The organism is Bradyrhizobium sp. STM 3566 (assembly GCF_045571445.1).
In the GTDB taxonomy this organism is placed as follows: domain Bacteria; phylum Pseudomonadota; class Alphaproteobacteria; order Rhizobiales; family Xanthobacteraceae; genus Bradyrhizobium; species Bradyrhizobium vignae.
Window position 1 is genome coordinate 7,191,342 of record NZ_CP120692.1, and the last position, 18,554, is coordinate 7,209,895.

17 protein-coding genes are annotated in these 18,554 nt (G+C 64.1%); 13 read left to right on the forward strand and 4 right to left on the reverse strand.

Going from position 1 to position 18,554, the window contains the following annotated elements; all coding sequences use genetic code 11:
- The first annotated feature begins 152 nt into the window (after positions 1-152).
- The 3 genes from P6U27_RS34135 to P6U27_RS34145 all read left to right on the forward strand — a co-directional run bounded on the left by P6U27_RS34135 (position 153) and on the right by P6U27_RS34145 (position 4,243).
- Positions 153-1,379 carry an ABC transporter substrate-binding protein gene (locus P6U27_RS34135; protein ID WP_407193412.1) on the forward strand — a complete coding sequence of 409 codons (1,227 nt, stop codon included), beginning with the start codon at positions 153-155 and terminating at the stop codon, positions 1,377-1,379.
- 166 nt (positions 1,380-1,545) lie between these two features.
- Positions 1,546-2,775, forward strand: coding sequence for an ABC transporter substrate-binding protein (locus P6U27_RS34140; protein ID WP_407193413.1), 1,230 nt, complete (start codon positions 1,546-1,548; stop codon positions 2,773-2,775).
- A 184-nt stretch (positions 2,776-2,959) separates the two neighbouring features.
- Entirely contained in the window at positions 2,960-4,243 is a 1,284-nt protein-coding gene (locus P6U27_RS34145) for a glycerate kinase (RefSeq protein WP_129142682.1), read from the forward strand.
- A gap of 130 nt (positions 4,244-4,373) precedes the next feature.
- On the opposite strand, the gene P6U27_RS34150 is transcribed toward P6U27_RS34145, so the two are convergent.
- The gene (locus P6U27_RS34150; protein ID WP_122405797.1) at positions 4,374-4,895 is read right to left on the reverse strand and encodes a MarR family winged helix-turn-helix transcriptional regulator; all 522 of its coding nucleotides are present in this window, start codon (positions 4,893-4,895) and stop codon (positions 4,374-4,376) included.
- 173 nt (positions 4,896-5,068) lie between these two features.
- Between P6U27_RS34150 and P6U27_RS34155 the strand changes: the two genes are divergently transcribed.
- Genes P6U27_RS34155 through P6U27_RS34165 form a run of 3 tightly spaced genes read left to right on the forward strand, consistent with a single transcriptional unit; the run spans position 5,069 to position 8,612 of the window.
- Positions 5,069-6,109, forward strand: a complete 1,041-nt coding sequence (locus tag P6U27_RS34155) for a branched-chain amino acid ABC transporter permease (RefSeq protein WP_162500463.1) — start codon at positions 5,069-5,071, stop codon at positions 6,107-6,109.
- A gap of 5 nt (positions 6,110-6,114) precedes the next feature.
- Positions 6,115-7,884: an ABC transporter permease subunit gene (locus P6U27_RS34160; protein ID WP_122405798.1), complete on the forward strand. Its 1,770-nt coding sequence runs from the start codon at positions 6,115-6,117 to the stop codon at positions 7,882-7,884.
- The gene (locus P6U27_RS34165; RefSeq protein WP_129142683.1) at positions 7,881-8,612 is read left to right on the forward strand and encodes an ABC transporter ATP-binding protein; all 732 of its coding nucleotides are present in this window, start codon (positions 7,881-7,883) and stop codon (positions 8,610-8,612) included. Before P6U27_RS34160 ends, P6U27_RS34165 begins: the two co-directional genes overlap by 4 nt.
- Before the next feature lie 53 nt (positions 8,613-8,665).
- Here P6U27_RS34165 and P6U27_RS34170 read toward each other — a convergent pair whose 3' ends face one another.
- Positions 8,666-9,298 carry a pyridoxamine 5'-phosphate oxidase family protein gene (locus P6U27_RS34170; protein WP_129142684.1) on the reverse strand — a complete coding sequence of 211 codons (633 nt, stop codon included), beginning with the start codon at positions 9,296-9,298 and terminating at the stop codon, positions 8,666-8,668.
- A gap of 120 nt (positions 9,299-9,418) precedes the next feature.
- Here P6U27_RS34170 and P6U27_RS34175 point away from each other — a divergent pair, with 120 nt between their 5' ends.
- Positions 9,419-10,303 (forward strand): LysR family transcriptional regulator, encoded by an 885-nt coding sequence (locus tag P6U27_RS34175; RefSeq protein ID WP_129142685.1) that lies wholly within the window; start codon positions 9,419-9,421, stop codon positions 10,301-10,303.
- A 53-nt stretch (positions 10,304-10,356) separates the two neighbouring features.
- Here P6U27_RS34175 and P6U27_RS34180 read toward each other — a convergent pair whose 3' ends face one another.
- Positions 10,357-10,776 carry a PaaI family thioesterase gene (locus P6U27_RS34180; protein ID WP_122405802.1) on the reverse strand — a complete coding sequence of 140 codons (420 nt, stop codon included), beginning with the start codon at positions 10,774-10,776 and terminating at the stop codon, positions 10,357-10,359.
- 229 nt (positions 10,777-11,005) lie between these two features.
- On the opposite strand from P6U27_RS34180, the gene P6U27_RS34185 reads away from it, so the two are divergent.
- On the forward strand, positions 11,006-12,202 hold the full coding sequence (locus P6U27_RS34185) for an IS256 family transposase (RefSeq protein ID WP_129146477.1): 1,197 nt from the start codon (positions 11,006-11,008) through the stop codon (positions 12,200-12,202).
- Positions 12,203-12,492: 290 nt separating this feature from the next.
- Here P6U27_RS34185 and pobA read toward each other — a convergent pair whose 3' ends face one another.
- Positions 12,493-13,662, reverse strand: coding sequence for a 4-hydroxybenzoate 3-monooxygenase (gene pobA / locus P6U27_RS34190; RefSeq protein WP_129142686.1), 1,170 nt, complete (start codon positions 13,660-13,662; stop codon positions 12,493-12,495).
- Positions 13,663-13,926: 264 nt separating this feature from the next.
- On the opposite strand from pobA, the gene P6U27_RS34195 reads away from it, so the two are divergent.
- The 5 genes from P6U27_RS34195 to P6U27_RS34215 all read left to right on the forward strand — a co-directional run bounded on the left by P6U27_RS34195 (position 13,927) and on the right by P6U27_RS34215 (position 18,529).
- Positions 13,927-14,943, forward strand: coding sequence for a TRAP transporter substrate-binding protein (locus P6U27_RS34195; protein ID WP_129142687.1), 1,017 nt, complete (start codon positions 13,927-13,929; stop codon positions 14,941-14,943).
- Positions 14,944-15,146: 203 nt separating this feature from the next.
- The gene (locus P6U27_RS34200) at positions 15,147-15,656 is read left to right on the forward strand and encodes a TRAP transporter small permease (protein ID WP_122405805.1); all 510 of its coding nucleotides are present in this window, start codon (positions 15,147-15,149) and stop codon (positions 15,654-15,656) included.
- 2 nt (positions 15,657-15,658) lie between these two features.
- Positions 15,659-16,978 (forward strand): TRAP transporter large permease, encoded by a 1,320-nt coding sequence (locus P6U27_RS34205; protein ID WP_129142688.1) that lies wholly within the window; start codon positions 15,659-15,661, stop codon positions 16,976-16,978.
- Between the two features lie 106 nt (positions 16,979-17,084).
- A complete protein-coding gene (locus P6U27_RS34210) occupies positions 17,085-17,543 on the forward strand; it encodes a DUF3237 domain-containing protein (RefSeq protein ID WP_129142689.1) in 459 nt (152 codons plus the stop codon).
- 305 nt (positions 17,544-17,848) lie between these two features.
- Positions 17,849-18,529 carry a DUF2270 domain-containing protein gene (locus tag P6U27_RS34215; RefSeq protein ID WP_122405808.1) on the forward strand — a complete coding sequence of 227 codons (681 nt, stop codon included), beginning with the start codon at positions 17,849-17,851 and terminating at the stop codon, positions 18,527-18,529.
- The last annotated feature ends 25 nt before the right edge of the window (positions 18,530-18,554 follow it).

Sequence of the window (18,554 nt, forward strand, 5' to 3'; positions counted from 1 at the left end):
TCGATCAAATCACGCTCTCGACGATGGTTTCGCCGGGGGCGTTTTTCTTGCTGGGTGCGGGAGAAGGGTATTCAATGTGAGCCGGAGCGGCACGAGACGAGCGCTCCCAATCAAGAACAAGCGACACATTCAACAGACCCAGGGAGATCGAGATGCCTGCAATGCATGTGCGTTTGGGGGCCCTTGCGGCTGCCCTCGCGCTGTCTGCCGCTCTGTCCACCGTAGCGTCAGCGCAGAAGAAATACGATACCGGCGCATCGGACACCGCAATCAAGATCGGCAACATCATGCCCTATAGCGGACCGGCCTCCGCTTACGGCGTGATCGGCAAGACGGAAGAAGCCTATTTCCGCAAGATCAACGCTGAAGGCGGCATCAACGGTCGCAAGATCAACTTCATCAGCTATGACGATGCCTACTCGCCGCCGAAGACGGTGGAGCAGGCCCGCAAGCTCGTCGAGAGCGACGAGGTTCTGCTGATCTTCAACTCGCTCGGCACGCCGCCCAACTCGGCGATCCAGAAATACATGAACTCCAAGAAGGTGCCGCAGCTCTTCGTCGCCACCGGCGCGACCAAGTGGAACGATCCGAAAGATTTCCCCTGGACCATGGGCTGGCAGCCCAACTACCAGAGCGAATCGCAGATTTACGCAAAGTACATCCTGAAGAACCATCCCGACGCCAAGATCGGCGTGCTCTACCAGAACGACGATTACGGCAAGGACTATCTGAAAGGCTTCAAGGACGGACTTGGGACCAAGGCCTCGATGATCATCATCGAGGACAGCTATGAAGTCTCCGAGCCGACCATCGACTCGCACATCGTCAGGCTGAAGTCGTCCGGCGCGGACGTGTTCTTCAACATCACGACGCCGAAATTCGCGGCGCAGGCGATCAAGAAGAATGCGGAGATCGGCTGGAAGCCGCTCCATTTCCTCAACAACGTGTCGGCGTCGATCGGCAGTGTGATCAAGCCGGCAGGCTTCGAGAACGCGCAGGACATCATCTCCTCGCAATATTTCAAGGATCCCACCGATCCGCAGTGGAAGAACGATCCCGCGATGAAGGCCTGGAACGAGTTCCTGGACAAATACTATCCCGAGGCCAACCGGGCCGACGCCTCGGTGATGTACGGCTTCATCGTGTCCCAGGGTCTCGTGCAGGTGCTGAAGGCCTGCGGCGACGATCTGACGCGTGAGAACGTGATGAAGCACGCGGCCAGCCTGAAGGATTTCGAACCGCTCGGCCTGCTGCCGGGCGTCAAGGTTAACACCAGCCCCACCGACTTTGCTCCGATCTCCCAGTTGCAGCTCATCCGCTTCAAGGGGGAAGCCTGGGAGCGGTTCGGCGACGTTCTCAGCAGCGACGTCGGAGGCTAGGGGATCGACAGGCGCGAATAACGACTAAAGACGCAGCCCCCGCGGCCAAGTCGCAGGGGCTTTTCCTTGAAGCTTTCGGGCAAATCGTATTGAATTGCGGTCGCGCCACCAAAAAACCCGAGACAAGAAAAGGGACGCACACACCAAGAAAAACAGGGAGATTGGAATGCCTGCTGTCACCGGCAAGCTTGCGGCCGCATCATTGGCGCTCGCGCTCATCGCGGCCTCGGCCTCAACTGCATCAGCCCAGAAGAAATACGATACCGGCGCGACCGGCACCGAGATCAAGATCGGCAACATCATGCCCTACAGCGGACCGGCCTCCGCCTATGGCATCATCGGACGCACCGAAGCCGCCTATTTCAAGAAGGTCAACGACGAGGGCGGCATCAACGCCCGCAAGATCAACTTCATCAGCTATGACGATGCGTACTCGCCGCCGAAGACGGTGGAGCAGGCCCGCAAGCTGGTCGAGAGCGACGAAGTGCTGCTGATCTTCAACTCGCTCGGCACACCGTCGAACTCGGCGATCCAGAAATACATGAACTCGAAGAAGGTGCCGCAGCTGTTCGTCGCCACCGGCGCCACCAAGTGGAACGATCCGAAAGATTTCCCCTGGACCATGGGCTGGCAGCCCAACTACCAGAGCGAGACGCAGATCTATGCGAAGTACATCCTGAAGGAGATGCCGAACGCGAAGATCGCCGTCCTGTTCCAGAACGACGATTACGGCAAGGACTATCTCAAGGGCCTGAAGGATGGCCTCGGCGCCAAGGCCGCCAGCATGATCGTGGCCGAGGAAAGCTACGAGACGTCCGAACCGACGATCGACAACCACATCGTCAAGCTGAAGGCCACCGGCGCCGATATCTTCGTCAACATCACCACGCCGAAATTCGCGGCGCAGGCGATCAAGAAGAACGCCGAGATCGGATGGAAGCCGATCCACTTCCTCAACAACGTCTCCGCCTCGGTCGGCAGCGTGATCAAGCCCGCCGGCTTCGAGAACGCGCAAGGCATCATCTCGGCGGCCTATCTGAAAGACACCACCGATGCGCAATGGGCCAACGACGCCGGGATGAAGGCATTTCTCGATTTCATGACGAAGTACTTCCCCGAAGGCGACAAGACGGACAACGGCACGATCGTCGGCTACGGCGTCGCGCAGACGCTGGTCCAGGTGCTGAAGAACTGCGGTGACGATCTCACGCGCGCGAATGTGATGAAACAAGCCGCGAGCCTGAAGGACTTCCGCACCGAGGTGCTGCTACCCGGCATCAAGATCAACACGTCGGCGACCGACTTCGCCCCGATCAGCTCACTGCAGCTGCAACGCTTCAAGGGCGAGCGATGGGAACTGTTCGGCGACGTGATCGACGCGGAAGCCGGCGGCTAGCGCGAAACACACGACGAGCCCCCCGCGAGACGATCGCAGGGGGCTTTGCTTGCGCGTGGATTATGATCACGCGATTGCACAATCGAATAATGGTAAAGGCCGCTTACGCTTTGCCGCACGATGCGGTAGGCAGATGGCCGGCGACCTTGTCGCCGCCACCTCAGTCTGCTCAAGGCCATCGTCCATGACCGACCGCCGTCCTTTGCTCCGCGCGCTCTACGACGCCGCCGTCGCCGCCGCCCATCCCGACGTGGTGCTGGCCCCTCATTTGCGGCCTGCCCCCAAGGGACGCGTGATCTGTCTTGCCGCCGGCAAGGGCGCCGGCGCGATGGCCGCGGCGGCGGAGCGGCACTATCTCGATACGCTCAAGCTCGCGCCGGAGCGGCTGGTCGGCATCGCCACCACGCGCCACGGCTACGGCGTGCCGACGCGCCGCATCCGCGTGGTCGAGGCCGGTCATCCCGTGCCCGACGAGGCCGGCCTGAAGGGCGCCGCCGACACGCTGGCGCTCGCCGGCGAGGCCGGGCCCGACGATCTCTTGCTGGTCCTGCTCACCGGCGGCGGCTCGGCGAACTGGATCGCGCCGGTGGAAGGCATCAGCTTCGCGCAGAAGCAGGCGGTCAACAAGGCGCTGCTGCGCTCGGGTGCGCCGATCGGCGAGATGAATGTCGTGCGCAAGCACCTGTCGCGCATCAAAGGCGGCCGGCTGGCGCGCGCCGGCAGGAATGCCGCCGAGATCGTCACGCTCGCGATCTCGGACGTGCCGCACGACGAGCCCTCCGCGATCGCCTCCGGCCCCACCGTGCCCGACGCGACGACGCTGGCGGATGCGCTCGCGATCGTGGCCAAGTACAGGCTCGACATCGACGATGCGGTGCGCCGCGCGCTCGACGATCCCAATAACGAGAGCTGCAAGCCGGGTGACGCGGCGTTTGCGCGCGCGCATTTCGAGCTGATCGCGCGGCCCAAGCAATCGCTGGACGCCGCGGTGAAGCTCGCGCGCCAGTCCGGCTACGAGACCATCGATCTCGGCGCAGATCTCGAAGGCGAGGCCCGCGAGGTCGCCGCCGATCATGCCAGGCTGGCGCTGCAAGCCCGCGCCCAGGGCAAGCGCGTCGCGATCCTCTCCGGCGGCGAGCTCACGGTGACCGTGCGCGGCCATGGCCGCGGCGGACCGAACCAGGAATACGCGCTGGCGCTCGCCGAGCTGCTCCAGGATACGCCGGACATTTCGGCGCTCGCCGGCGATACCGACGGCGCCGATGGTGGTGCCGGCCACCCCACCGACCCCGCCGGCGCGCTGATCGACGCAGCGACGTTTGCGAAGATGAAGGCGCTGGCGCTTCAGCCGCAGGCCTATCTCGACAACAACGACGCGACGACGTTCTTCGAGGCCACGGGGGATCTGCTGCAGCCGGGGCCGACGCTGACCAATGTGAATGATATCCGCGTGATCCTGGTGGATTGAGGCGCGAAAGCGGGGAATCCAGTACGCCGCGGCTTATCGACAAATCACAACCGTCTCGGAGTACTGGATCGCCCGCCTTCGCGGGCGATGACGGCAGAGAGTGAGGATCCACCGCCGGTAGCCGCGGGGCTCAAAACTCGTTCGCGATCTTCGCGAGCATCGCGATCAGGGCCTCGCGGTTGGCCTGGCCGAGCAGATCGTTCAACCGGGCCTCGTGCTTGGTGGCAACGAGCTTTTTCGCGCGCGCCAGCACGGCCTTGCCCTTGTCGGTCAGGACCAGGATGTGCGAGCGGCGGTCGTTGGTGGAGCGGATCCGCGCGCAGAGGTCGCGGCTCTCCAAATTGTCGAGCATCGCCACGAAATTCGGCCTGAGGATGCCGAGGGTGGAGGCGATCTCGGTCTGGTTCCGGCCGGGGTTCTTCTCGACCAGCAGCAGCACCGAGAACTGCGCCGGCGTCAGCTGCAGCGAGGCCATGCAGCGCAGAAAGTTCTCGAATACCTTGAGCTGCGCCCGCTTCAGGACATAGCCAAGCTGTTCGGATAGCTCGCCGAGCTGGAGAGCTTCGCTCTGCGGCTCGGCCGCATCCTTGCGGCCCTTGGCCGCGTCAGCCGGCTTTTCGGAGGTCTTTTCAGCGGTTTTGGAAACGGTCATCGCCTCGTGCTCGTAATCCCGCTAAATTCGGGAGGGGTCGCTTCCCACTCTTGATGTTATATTTGATAATTGTTATGGACCATATCAAATATCGCATGCGTTTTTCAATGGCTGTGAGCGGACCGTCCACCGCAATCGAGAGGACCGGTCCGGATTAGGGGGAGCGTCCGGTCTTGAATACCACCATCATGCTGTTCCTGGTGCAGGACGGCATCACCAATGGCGCAATCTATGCGCTGCTCGGCCTGGCGCTGGTGCTGGTGTTCGCCGTCACCCGCGTCATCCTCATTCCCCAGGGCGAATTCGTCACCTACGGCGCGCTGACCTATGCCTCGCTGGCGGCGGGCCAAATGCCGGGCACGGCCAAGCTCGCGCTCGCGCTCGGCATCGGCGCCTTCGCCTTCGACCTGTTCGTGGCGCGCAGGGCGCTGCATGCGCGGCTGGTGGTTCGCAGCTTCATCACCAACATCGTGCTGCCTTCCATCGTGCTGGCGCTGACCCTCTACTTCGCCGCGCAGAAGCCGCCGGTGCCGGTCTGCATCGCGCTGTCGCTGGTGATCGTGGCGATGATCGGACTCTATCTCTACCGCATCGCGTTCCAGCCGCTGGCGCACACCTCCGTGCTGGTGCTGCTGATCGCCTCGGTGGGCGTGCATCTCGCGCTACAGGGCCTCGGCCTGCTGTTCTTCGGCGCCGAAGGCCAACGCGGACCTGCCGTGCTGTCCGGCGCCTTTACTGCCGGCGCGCTGCGCTTCACCGGCCAGAGCATCACCGTCTACGCCATCACCATCGCCTTCATCGTCGCCCTCTGGCTGTTCTTCGGCCTGACGCTCTACGGCAAGGCGCTGCGCGCGACCGCGGTGAACCGGCTGGGCGCGCGGCTTGCGGGCATCCGCACCACGCTGTCGGGGCAGATCGCCTTCCTGCTGGCCTCGGTCATCGGCGCGCTGTCAGGCATCATGATCGTGCCGATCACGACGCTCTACTACGATTCGGGCTTCCTGATCGGCCTGAAGGGTTTCGTCGCCGCGATCATCGGCGGGCTGGTCAGCTATCCCCTCACCGCCGCCGCGGCGCTGGTGGTCGGCATCGTCGAGGCGTTCTCGTCCTTCTATGCCTCCAACTACAAGGAGGTGATCGTCTTCATGCTGCTGATCCCCGTGCTGCTGCTGCGCTCGCTCGCCGCTCCCGCAGTCGAGGAAGAGAAGGACTGACGCGCATGCAGAGCCGGCTTCCCATTCTCGTTTTTGCAGCTCTCATGGCGGCGATCCCGTTCGTCCCCGGCATGCCGCCGTTCTGGATCGTGCTGCTCGACAATATCGGTCTCGCGGCGCTGGTCGCGATGGGTCTCGTGCTGCTGACCGGCGTCGGCGGCCTCACCTCGTTCGGGCAAGCCGCCTTCGTCGGCTTCGGCGCCTACACCACCGCGGTGCTGTCGACGGCCTACGGCCTGTCGCCGTGGCTGACGCTGCCGCTGTCGCTCGTGGTCAGCGGATCGCTGGCGGTGCTGCTCGGGTTGATCACGGTCCGCCTCTCCGGCCATTATCTGCCGCTCGGCACGCTCGCCTGGGGGCTTGGCCTGTTCTATCTCTTCAGCAAGCTGGAATTCTTAGGGAGAAACGACGGCATCTCGGCCATCCCGCCGCTGTCGATCGGTGCGTTCAAGATGCTCTCGCCCGGCTCGATCTACTACGCGATCTGGGTCGCGGTGATCGTCTCGGCGCTGCTGACGATGAACCTGCTGGACTCCCGCACCGGCCGCGCCATTCGCGCGCTCAGGCGCGGCCATGTCGCGGCCGAGGCGTTCGGCGTGCACACGCCGCGGGCCAAGCTCCTGGTGTTCATCCATGCCGCGGTGCTCGCGGGGCTTTCGGGGTGGCTCTACGCGCATCTTCAGCGCGCGGTGAACCCGACGCCGTTCGGCGCACAGGCCGGCATCGAATATCTCTTCATCGCGGTGGTCGGCGGCGCCGGGTATGTCTGGGGCGGCGTGCTCGGCGCGGCGATCGTCGTGGTGCTGAAAGAGGTGCTGCAAAGCTATCTGCCGCTGATCCTGCCCGGCTCCGGCCAGGTCGAGACCATCGTGTTCGGCATCATGCTGGTGGCGCTGCTGCAGCTCGCGCCCGGCGGCCTGTGGCCCTGGCTGATATCGTTCCTGCCCGAGCGCACGGGTGGCAGGAAGCCTGACACCTCGCTGAAGCTGGAACATCGCGCCCGCACGGTTGGCGAGTCCGGCGTCCTGCTTCAGGTGGAGAAAGCGCGAAAACAGTTCGGCGGCGTGGTCGCGGTCAACAACGTCTCCTTCGACGTCCAGGCCCGCGAGATCGTCGCGCTGATCGGTCCGAACGGCGCCGGCAAGAGCACGACGTTCAACCTGATCACCGGCGTGCTGTCGGCGACATCGGGCTCGATCTCGGTGCTCGGCAGGAAGGTTGACAACGCGCCGCCGCAGGAGATCGTCAAGCTCGGCATCAGCAGGACCTTCCAGCACGTCAAGCTGGTCCCCGACATGACCGTGCTGGAGAACGTCGCGATCGGCGCGCATCTGCGCGGCCATTCCGGTCCGATCTCCTCGATGCTGCGGCTCGACCGCGCTGATGAGGCCAAGCTGCTCGCGGAAGCCGCGCGCCAGATCGAGCGCGTCGGCCTCGCCGAGCAGATGCACCAGCTTGCCGGCAGCCTCTCGCTCGGCCAGCAGCGCATCGTCGAGATCGCCCGCGCGTTGTGTGTCGATCCGATGCTGCTGTTGCTCGACGAGCCGGCCGCGGGCCTCCGCCACATGGAGAAGCAGCGCCTCGCAACGCTGCTTCGTGACTTGCGTGACGGCGGGATGAGCGTGCTGCTGGTCGAGCACGACATGGGTTTTGTGATGAACCTCGCCGACCGCATCGTGGTGCTCGATTTCGGCACCAAGATCGCCGAGGGCACGCCCGCCACGATCAAGACCAATCCCGAAGTGATCAAGGCCTATCTCGGAGTGGCGGCATGAGCGCGCTGTTGTCCGTCACCGATGCGCATGTCGCCTATGGCAAGGTCGAGGCCGTGCGCTCGGTCTCGCTCGAGGTCGGCACCAACGAGATCGTCACCATCGTCGGCGCCAATGGCGCCGGCAAGACCACGCTGTTGTCGGCCATCATGGGCATCCTGCCGCTGAAGGGCCGCGTCACCTTTGCCGGCCAGGATCTCGCCCGGCTCGACATCGAGGACCGCGTCGCGATGGGCCTCGGTCTCGTCCCGGAGCACCGCGAATTGTTCGTGACCATGAATGTCGAGGACAATCTCGAGCTGGGCGCCTTCCGCATCGAGCGGAGCCGGGCGAGGTCCTCGATCGAGCGGATCTATGCGCTGTTTCCGCGGCTCAAGGAGCGCCGCAAGCAGCTCGCCGGCACCTTGTCCGGCGGCGAGCAGCAGATGCTCGCGATGGGCCGGGCGCTGATGGGCGAGCCGAAGCTCTTGATGCTGGATGAACCGAGCCTCGGCCTCGCGCCGATCATCGTCGCCGACATCTTCCGCATCGTCACCGAGCTGCGCGCCAGCGGCGTTTCCGTGCTGCTGGTCGAGCAGAACGCCCAGGCCGCACTGAAGATCGCGGACCAGGCCTATGTGATGGAGCTCGGCGAGTTCGTGCTCAGCGGCAAGGCCAGCGACATCGCCGCGAACGAGCGCGTGGCGGCGAGCTATCTCGGCTTCCAGCACGAGGGCACGAGCGTGTTGTGACTCTTACCCTCCCCTGGAGGGGCCCTGGAGGGGGAGGGTAAGTAAGCACGGCGTTACGACGCTCCCGTCCCCTTCTCCCCCTTCAGCGCCGCGACCTCCGCCTCAAGCTCCGCGATCCGCTGGTCTCTTGCCGCCAAAGCCGCCGCGACATCGGCGGCATCGAACTTCTGCGGGATGTGCTGCGGGCAGTTGGTGTCCCAGGCGGCGATCTTGAACAGGATGACCTGCTCCGGCCGCGCGCGATAGCCCTTCGGCATCAGCGACGTGGTCAACGCTTCGTCGTCCTCGACGACGCGCGCCTCGCCCCAGATCTTCACGCGGCGGCGATGGGCGTAGTCCATCACGAAGATATAGGCCTTGGGATTCTCCGAGAGATTGCCCTGGGTGATGAACTGGCGGTTGCCGGCATAGTCGGCGAATGCCAGCGTCTGCTTGTCCAGCACCTTGAGAAAGCCCTTGGGCCCGCCGCGGTGCTGGATATAGGGCTGGCCCTCGGCTGAGGCGGTGGCGAAGTAGAAGCTGTTGGCGTCGGCCAGGAACGCGGCGAGGTTATCGTCGACCTCGGTGCGCCAGCCACGCTGCTCGCTATCCGCATAGGCCTCACGCGAGCCCTTGCGGGCCTGGATCGCCTTCACCGCCGGCGAGAAGGCGACGTCGCTGGCATAGGTGTGGGCTGCGGTGGTCATCGGAACCTCTCCTAAAATTCCGGCGCATCTCTGCGTCTTCGTCGATCAAGATGGAGCTTCCGCCGACTAGAACAATCTAGCCGCTTGACACTTCATCATTGCGGCATATGCAATAATGCCATGGACCGCCTCGACGCCATGCACGTCTTCGTCACTGTCGCCGATCTGCGCGGCTTTGCGCCGGCGGCACGCAAGCTGCGCCTGTCGCCGTCGGTGGTGACACGGATGATCGCGGCGCTGGAGGAGCATCTCGGCGCCCGCCTGCTGCAGCGGACCACGCGCCAAGTGACGCTGACCGACGTCGGCGCGCGCTACCTGGAGCGCGCGCGGCGCATCCTCGCCGATGTCGAGGAGGCCGACGGCTCGGCGCGGCAGGAGCGCAACCGGCCGACTGGGCGATTGGTTGTGTCGGCGCCGGTCGGCTTCGGCCGGCTGCATGTCGGGCCGGTCATGACCGCCTATCTCAAACGCTACCCTGAGGTCGCCGCCGAGCTCAGGCTCTCCGATCACCTGGTCAATCTCGTGGAAGACGCCGTCGATGCCGCGGTGCGGATCGGCCATCTCGCCGATTCCTCGCTGGTGGCGCGCCAGGTCGGCGAGATGCGGCGGATCGTGGTGGCCGCGCCCAGCTATCTGAAGCGCCATGGCGAGCCGAAGACGCCGGAGGCGCTGCGCGAACATCAGACCATCCAGTTCGGCCCGTCCGCCAGCTGGCACTTCGTGCAGGACGGCCGCGACATCGAGGTGACGCCGTCGCCGCGCTTCACCAGCAACAGCGCCGACGCCGCCCTGCAATATGCCGAGGCCGGCGGCGGCGTGACGCGGGTGCTGGCCTATCAGGCGGCCGAGGGGCTGAAGCGCGGGCGCTTGAAGGTCGTGCTGGCGAAATACGAACAGCCGGCGCTGCCGATCCACATCGTCTATCCAACCTCGCGCCTGCTCTCGGCCAAGGTGCGCGCGTTCATCGATCTCGTGGTGGAGACGGCGGAGTGGCGGTTTGGGTAAGGCGTGTCCCGGACAAGCGCGCAGCGGCGCAGAGTCGGGACACGAGAGCGCGGCTACCCCTTCTTCGGCACGACGCGAAACGTGCCGCTGGCGCGCGCGATCACGGCGTCGTCGGCCTTGATCAGGCACTGCGCGAAGCAGATCGTATTGCCGGTCTTGATTGCGTCGCCCTCGACCGCGAGCCACTGGCCGATCTCGGCCGCGCCGACATAGTCGACCGAGAGCGAGATGGTGACGAAGGACGTCGTCCAGTTCGTCGCGTGGGCGCAGCTGTAGCCCATGGCGGCGTCTGCAAGCGCCGCGATCAGCCCACCATGGATCAGTCCGCGCGCGTTGGTGTGCGGCATTGCCAGGCGCAGCCCCACCGTGACGCCTTTCTCGGTCTTCTTCGAATAGAGCGGCTCCCAGGGATCGGTGAGCGGCGCCTTGCGGAAATGCGGCTCGAAGCCGGCGGGGATGTCAGTGGAGGTCATGGCTGTCTCGCGTGTCGTTGGCTGCCGCCATTGAACGCGATGTGAATGACGGTTTCACCGCCTACAAAGTTTTAAACGGGATTTGCGCGTGTGTTTGAAATGGGCGACGCTGTCGCAAAATCTCAAGCGGTAGTGTGCGGGAGGTTCTGCAAAAGCTGAGAGGCTGAAGCGGTCATGGTAAGTCCGGTGATTGCGAAGATCACCGCTCGTAGAGGAGCTTGGACCCGCCATGACCGTGACGAAGATTAGGACGGATGTCTCTGCAGTCAAAGAGTTGTTGAGGTCGGACAAGGAGTTCCTGAAGCCGCTGATCCAGGGTGCGGTGCAGGACATTCTCGAAGCCGAGATGACGGAGACGCTGGGTGCGGAGAAAGGGGAGCGCAGCGAGGGGCGGCTTGGCTATCGCTCCGGCTACTATTCCCGCTCGCTGATCACCCGGGTCGGCAAGATCGAGCTGAAGGTGCCGCAGGACAGGCAGGGACGGTTCTCGACCGAGCTGTTCGAGCGCTACCAGCGCTCGGAGAAGGCGCTGGTGGCGGCCTTGGCCGAGATGTACGTGCAAGGGGTCTCGACCCGGAAGGTGAAGCAGGTCACCGAGGAGCTGGTGGGCCATGCCTTCTCGGCCTCGGCGATCAGCGCGATCAACAAGCGGCTGGATGCGTCGCTGAAGGCGTTCTGCGAGCGCAAGCTCAAGGAGCCGTTCCCTTATCTGATCCTGGACGCCCGTTACGAGCGCGTCAGGGACGATGGCATCATCGCGAGCCAGGCGGTGCTGATCGCGATCGGGGTCGACTGGGAGGGCCGGCGTCAGGTGCTCGCGGTTGATCTCGCCAACCGGGAGAGCCGATCGAGCTGGAAGGAGTTTTTGGAAGGCCTGAAGGCCCGCGGCCTGCATGGCGTCGAGTTCGTCGTTTCCGATGATCATCCGGGCTTGAAGAAGGCCATTCCCGAAGTTCTCACCGGCGTGTTCTGGCAGCGCTGTTATGTGCACTTCCTCAGGAACGCGCTCGACTATGTGCCTCGGAAGGTCGATGACGATTGCCTGCTGGAGCTCAGATGGATGTACGACCGGCGCGACCTCTCGGAGGTCCGGCGCGATCTGGCCGCCTGGCTCGGCAAATGGGGCGGCAAGTACCCCAAGCTCACCGGCTGGGTGGAAGAGAACATCGAGGAGACGCTCACCTACTTCCGCCTGCCGCTGGCGCACCGCAAACACATGAAGTCGACCAATATGCTGGAGAGACTCAACGAGGAGATCCGGCGGCGCACCTACGTGGTGCGGATCTTCCCCAATGCCGAGAGCTGCTTGCGGCTGGTGCGCGCCTTGACCGTCGAGCGTCACGAGACCTGGCTCGAGGATCATCGCTATCTCAACATGGACCTGCTCAAGGAACACAAGAAGGAGGCGTTACGCCAGGCGGCCTGACGATGCTCAGGCCCACCAAGGGGATGCACGCCACCCCTCTCCGCCGCCGTCGCTCGCCAGCGCTGCGCTTTTGGGCAAGCGAGCGACGGCGGCTCCGAGGGGATGGCTCGGCCGGACCCCATGATCAATTTTGCTGAACTTGACGCACAGAACTATCTCAAGACTGTCATCACCCGCGAAAGCGGGTGATCCAGTATTCCAGAGGCGGCGCGTCGACACCGAGAGGCCGCGGCGTACTGGATGCCCCGATCAAGCCGGGACATGACACCTATTGTGGGGCGGGCACCGTCTCAAAACGGCAGTCCCACGTAGTTCTCCGACAGCGAAGTCATCGCGGCCTTGGACTGCGTGACATAGTCGAGCTCGGCGAGCTGGATGCGGGCGCCGATGGTGCCGGTGTCGGGGAATTTGTGCAGCATCGAGGTCATCCACCACGAGAAGCGCACGGCTTTCCAGACGCGGGCCAGCGCCTTGGTGGAATAGGCGTCGATGCCGGCGCTGGATTTCTCGTCGTAGAACTCGCGCAAGGCGCTCGACAGATAATGCGCGTCGCTGGCGGCGAGATTCAATCCCTTTGCGCCGGTCGGCGGCACGATGTGGGCGGCATCGCCACACAGGAACATTTTGCCGAAGCGCATCGGCTCGGCGACGAAGCTGCGCAAGGGCGCGATGCTCTTCTCGATCGAGGGTCCCGTGACCAGGCTATCGGCCGCCTCCTGATCGAGCCGGCGTCTCAATTCGTCCCAGAAGCGGTCGTCCGGCCATTGATCGACATGATCGTCGAGCGCGCACTGCACATAGTAGCGGCTGCGTTTGGTCGAGCGCATGGTGCACAGCGCAAAGCCGCGGGCGTGGTTGGAGTAGATCAGCTCATGGCTGACCGGCGGCGTGTCCGAGAGGATGCCGAGCCAGCCGAACGGATAGACCCGCTCGAATTCTTCGATGGCCGAAGACGGCACGCTGGCGCGGCTGACGCCGTGGAAGCCATCGCAGCCGGCGATGAAATCGCAATCGAGCGTATGGGTGACGCCGTCCTTGACGTAGGTCACGCGCGGGTGACTGCCGTCGAAATCATGCGGCTGCACGTCCTTGGCCTCATAGACCGAGACGAGACCCGCAGCCTTCCGCGCATTCATCAGGTCGCGCGTGACCTCGGTCTGGCCGTAGATCATCACCGTCTTGCCGGTCGCGCCCTTCATGTCGATGCGGTGACGGCTGCCGGAAAAGGCGAGCTCGATGCCTTCATGCACCAGGCCTTCGGCATGGGCCCGCGCCCCAGCGCCGACCTGATCGAGCAGTGCGACGGTTCCTTCTTCCAGGAGACCTGCGCGAATGCGGCCGAGCACATAGTCCGGGCTCTGCCGCTCCAGGATGACGTTGTCTATGCCGTATGTGTGCAGAAGTTGCCCAAGCAACAATCCGGCCGGCCCGGCCCCGATGATTGCGACTTTTGTCCGCAATACTTGCTCCTCCCGATGCTGTAGGCTTCGTCGCGGCCTGCTTGTGGCGAAGGCCCGCAGACGATAATTATATCATATAACGGTCTGGCAAAAGGGGAGCGTTCGTCGTCCGAGCAGCGACAAACCCATGCAACATGGCTGACGTAGATGGCGCGGCAAGGCGCGCGTCAGTTCCGGCTTGAACGTGCCGGGCGATTAGATAACATGTTAATTAACGAGACCGGGCCATCGAAGCCCGCCGTCGAAAACAGGGAGAGACGCGTGATGAAAAAAGCCTGTCTGGCGTTGCTGCTGGCAGCAAGCGTGAGCCCAGCGCTCGCGCAGGACAAGACCTTCGACCTGAAGGTCTCGCACTGGGTGCCGGCGTCGCACCCGCTGCAGAAATCGCTGGAAGACTGGGTGGCCGCGGTGAACAAGGATTCCGGCGGGACCATTACCGGCAAGGTGTTTCCGGCCCAGCAGCTCGGTAAGGCGTTCGACCATTACGACATGGCGCGCGACGGCATCGCCGACGTCACCTACGTCAATCCCGGCTACCAGCCCGGCCGCTTCCCGATCATCGGCGCCGGGGAATTGCCGTTCCTGATCTCGGACGCCAAGGGCGGCTCGATGGGACTGGACGCCTGGTATCGCAAATATGCCGAGAAGGAGATGAAGGACGTCAAATACTGCCTCGCCTTCGTCCATTCGCCCTCCTCGTTCCATTCCCGCACCAAGAAGATCGTCAACCCCGAGGACGTGAAGGGCATGAAGATCCGCCCCGCCCACGCTACCATGGCGAACTTCGTGACCTCGCTCGGCGGCACCAACGTGCAATCCTCGGCGCCCGAGGTCCGCGACATCATCGAGCGCGGCGTCGCCGACGGCGTCACCTTCCCCTGGGGTTCCCTCGTGCTGTTCGGCATCGACAAGGTGACGAAGTACGACATGGAGGCGCCGCTCTACACCACGACCTTCGTGTTCGTGATCAACAAGGACAAGTACAATGCGATGTCCGACAAGCAGAAGGCCGCGATCGACAAGAACTGCTCGATCGAGATGGCGGGCGCGGTCGGCGAGCACTGGGGCAAGTTCGAGGATGCCGGCATCGACAAGGTGAAGGCGGAATCCGGCCACGAGGTCTACAAGCTGACGGCTGAGCAGACCGCCGCCTGGAAGAAGGCCGCCGAACCGCTGGTCAAGACCTGGGGCGAGGGCGCCAAGAAGGCCGGCGCCGATCCCGACGCGGCGCTGGCGGATCTGAAGGCTTCGCTGAAAAAGTACAACGCGCTCGCGGAGTGAGGCGATGGCAGGCTCTCTCTCCCCATCTCCCCGTTCTTACGGGGAGAAGGTTGGGGTGAGGGGCTGCTTCCGCAAAGTTGCTGACAGATAGACTCGCGGAGAGTCCCCCTCACCCGGAATTCGCGCTGCGCGCGAATTCGGGGAGAGGCGAAATGCGCAGCGAGACCTGAGCCCAAAATGACGCCACTCGATAGGACCACCCCATGAAGCGCGCCTGGATGGATCGCGTGATCGACTCGATCGAATGGATCGCGGCCGGCTTCGTCGGCCTCGTCGCGCTCGACATCTTCCTGTCGGTGCTGTTGCGCAACACGCTGAACTATTCGATCCCCGACAGCTTCGACATCGGCCGCATGCTGCTCGGCATCCTCATTTTCTGGGGCATCGCGGCGACCTCCTATCGCGGAACCCACATCACGGTCGACCTCGTCTGGGGCAATGTCGGTCCGCGCTACCAGCGCTGGATCGACGTGTTCGCGACACTGGTGCTGCTGTTCGTCGTCACCGTGCAGACCTGGACGCTGTTCGACAAGGTGCGCGGCACCTACAACGACAATGTCCAGACCTTCGACATGCACATGCCGACCTGGCCGTTCTTCGCGGTCGCCTGGATCGGCGACGTCTCCGCCGTGCTGCTGATCGCGATCCGCACCTACCGGCTGATCTTCCACCCCGAAGAGATGCACGACCCCAAGATCAAGGCGACGGAGTAACCATGAGCACCGATGCCGTCGCCGCTATCGGCTTCGTTTCCTTATTTCTCCTGATGCTGCTGCGCGTGCCCGTCGGCATGGCCATGGGCCTCGTCGGCGTCTCCGGCTTCTCCTATCTGGTCGGCGCGACGCCGGCGCTGAAACTGGTCGGCCAGACCTCGATGCGGACCGTGACCGACTACACCTTCGGCGTCATTCCGATGTTCCTGCTGATGGGCTCGTTCGTCTCCCATTCCGGCATGAGCCGCGAGCTGTTCCGCGCCGCCAACGGTTTCGTCGGACATCTGCGCGGCGGGCTCGGCATTGCCACGGTCGGCGCCTGCGGCGGCTTTGCCGCGATCTGCGGCTCATCCGTTGCGACCGCCGCGACCTTCTCCGCCGTCGCCTACCCGGAGATGCGCCGCTTCGGCTATCCGCAATCGTTTGCCACCGGCGTGATCGCGGCAGGCGGCACGCTGGGCGCGATGCTGCCGCCCTCCACCGTGCTTGCGGTCTACGGCATCATCACCGAGCAGGACATCGGAAAGCTGTTCATCGCCGGCATCATCCCGGGCCTCTTGGCGATGACCATGTACATGATCACGATTTTCCTGATCGGCTATTTCAGGCCCGACTTCCTGCCCAAGGGGAAGGTGACGCCATGGCGCGAGCGCTTTGCCGGGTTGAAGGAGATCTGGGCGCCGGTGCTGCTGTTCGTCTTCGTCATCGGCGGCCTCTATGGCCTGCCGTTCCTGCCGCGCTTCACGCCGACGGAAGCCGGCGGCGTCGGCGCCACCGGCGCCTTCATCATCGGCGTGCTGACCGGCCGGCTCGACCGCGAAAAGGTGCTGGCCTCGCTGCTGCAGGCGACGCGCACTGCGGCCGCGGTGTTCACCGTGCTGATCGGCGCGCTGATCTTCGGCTATTTCCTCACGGTGACCCAGACGCCGCAGAAGGTCACTGAATTCCTCACTGGGCTCGGCCTCGGACCCTACGGCGTGCTGGCGCTGATCATGGTGATGTATCTCGTGCTCGGCTGCCTGATGGACGCCATGGCGATGATCATCCTCACCGTGCCGATCATCTTCCCCGTGATCATGCATCTCGGCTTCGACCCGATCTGGTTCGGCGTCATCATCGTGATGACGGTCGAGCTCGGCCTGATCCATCCGCCGGTCGGCATGAACGTCTTCGTCATCAAAAGCGTGGTGAAGGACGTCTCGTTCTCCACCATCTTCAAGGGCGTGATCCCGTTCGTGGCGACGGATCTCGTGCGCCTCGTGATCCTGATCGCCTTCCCGCTGCTGGCGACCTGGCTGCCGACGCGCATGATGGCGCATTGACGTTTTGAGGCTGGACAGTCGCCACAACGGCGGTGAGCCCCCTCGCCCCGCTTGCGGGGAGAGGCGAAGACGCCGGCGCCTTCTGACATGACAGTTGGAGTGATCGATGACCCCCACTCTCGAGACCAAATACGTATTCACCATCACAGCGCGCATCGGCGACGTCATCACCGCCGGCGAGACCGGCATCGGCGTTCGTCGCATCATCCCGATCATCGGCGGCGAGGTGACGGGCACCGTCATCGGGAAGGTGATGCCGTTCGGCGCGGACTTCCAGACAATCCGTCCCAACGAGCTGATCGATCTGGAGGCGAAATACGCCTTCGAGACTGACGATGGCGCAATCGTCTATGTAGAGAACAAGGGCATGCGCTTCGGACCGGTCGAGTTGTTGCAGAAGCTGAAGCACGGCGAGCCGGTCGATCCGAAGCTGATCTACTTCCGCACCGTACCGAAATTCGAGACGGGTCACGAGATGTATCGCTGGCTGATGCAGCACATCTTCGTGGCCTCCGCCGCGCGCCATGCGGACCGCGTGGTGATCGACGTGCATCAGGTGATGTGAGGGAGTCCGTGCGTCCCTTGGACGGCCAACGAAGTTGGCCCGCAGGCATTCAATTTCCTGCAACCGGTAGTGGCAATACCTCAACTGCGCACAGGGGGCGCGGGTACCAGCCGGCGGCTAGCTACCCTGCGCCTCCAAGCATTTCGAGGGAGCGCTGTCCGGCACAACGAGTGAAACGCACCGCGAGAAGGCAGACGTGCGCCCGACGCGACGTGAAAGTCGGATCGCAATCCGCCTTTGACCCAGGGCTCGGCTGGTTTCAGGATGGTCCGGCGCAAGGTTGCGCAGACCAGGGGAGTGCCACCATGTCCCTCATGGCTTCCAGCGGCTCGAGCCCGCAGCACCGCTTCGATCCTGCCGAAATGGGCGCTATTGCCCACCTCTACCGCGGCGAGGTCTATCGCTCGACCATCTGGCGAACGCGGCTCGACAACACGACCAACTGGGCGATCGTCACGATGGGGATCGCGCTGTCGACGACTTTTTCGACCCCGGGAGCATCGCCACTGCCGATGGTGCTCGTCGGCCTGCTGGTCGCCGTGTTCCTCGCCATGGAGGCGCGGCGCTATCGCTATTTCAACGTTTGGCGGGCTCGCGCGCGCTGGCTGGAGAAGAATTTCTACGCCCCGATGTTCACGGGCGAAGCACACGACGATACCTGGCAGGCCATTCTCGCGCGCGACTACACCGCACCCCGTCACCACATCTCATTCGTCCGCGCCGCAGGACGGCGGCTGCGTCGCAACTATGTTTGGATCCTCGTCATCCAGGCGGTCGCCTATTACGGCAAGATCGCCATCCATCCGACGCCGGCCGCGAACCTGGCGGAGTTCGTCGATCGTGCCGCCGTCGGACCGCTTCCCGGCGGGATCGTCCTCATCATGGGCTTTGCCTACGATTTCGGCTGGCTGGCGTTTGCACTCGGCACGCTGTGGCTCGACCAGCGCGAGCACGGCGCCAAGGGCGACGGAGTGGCGATGGGCTAGCGACGGGGTGTTGCGACCACAGACG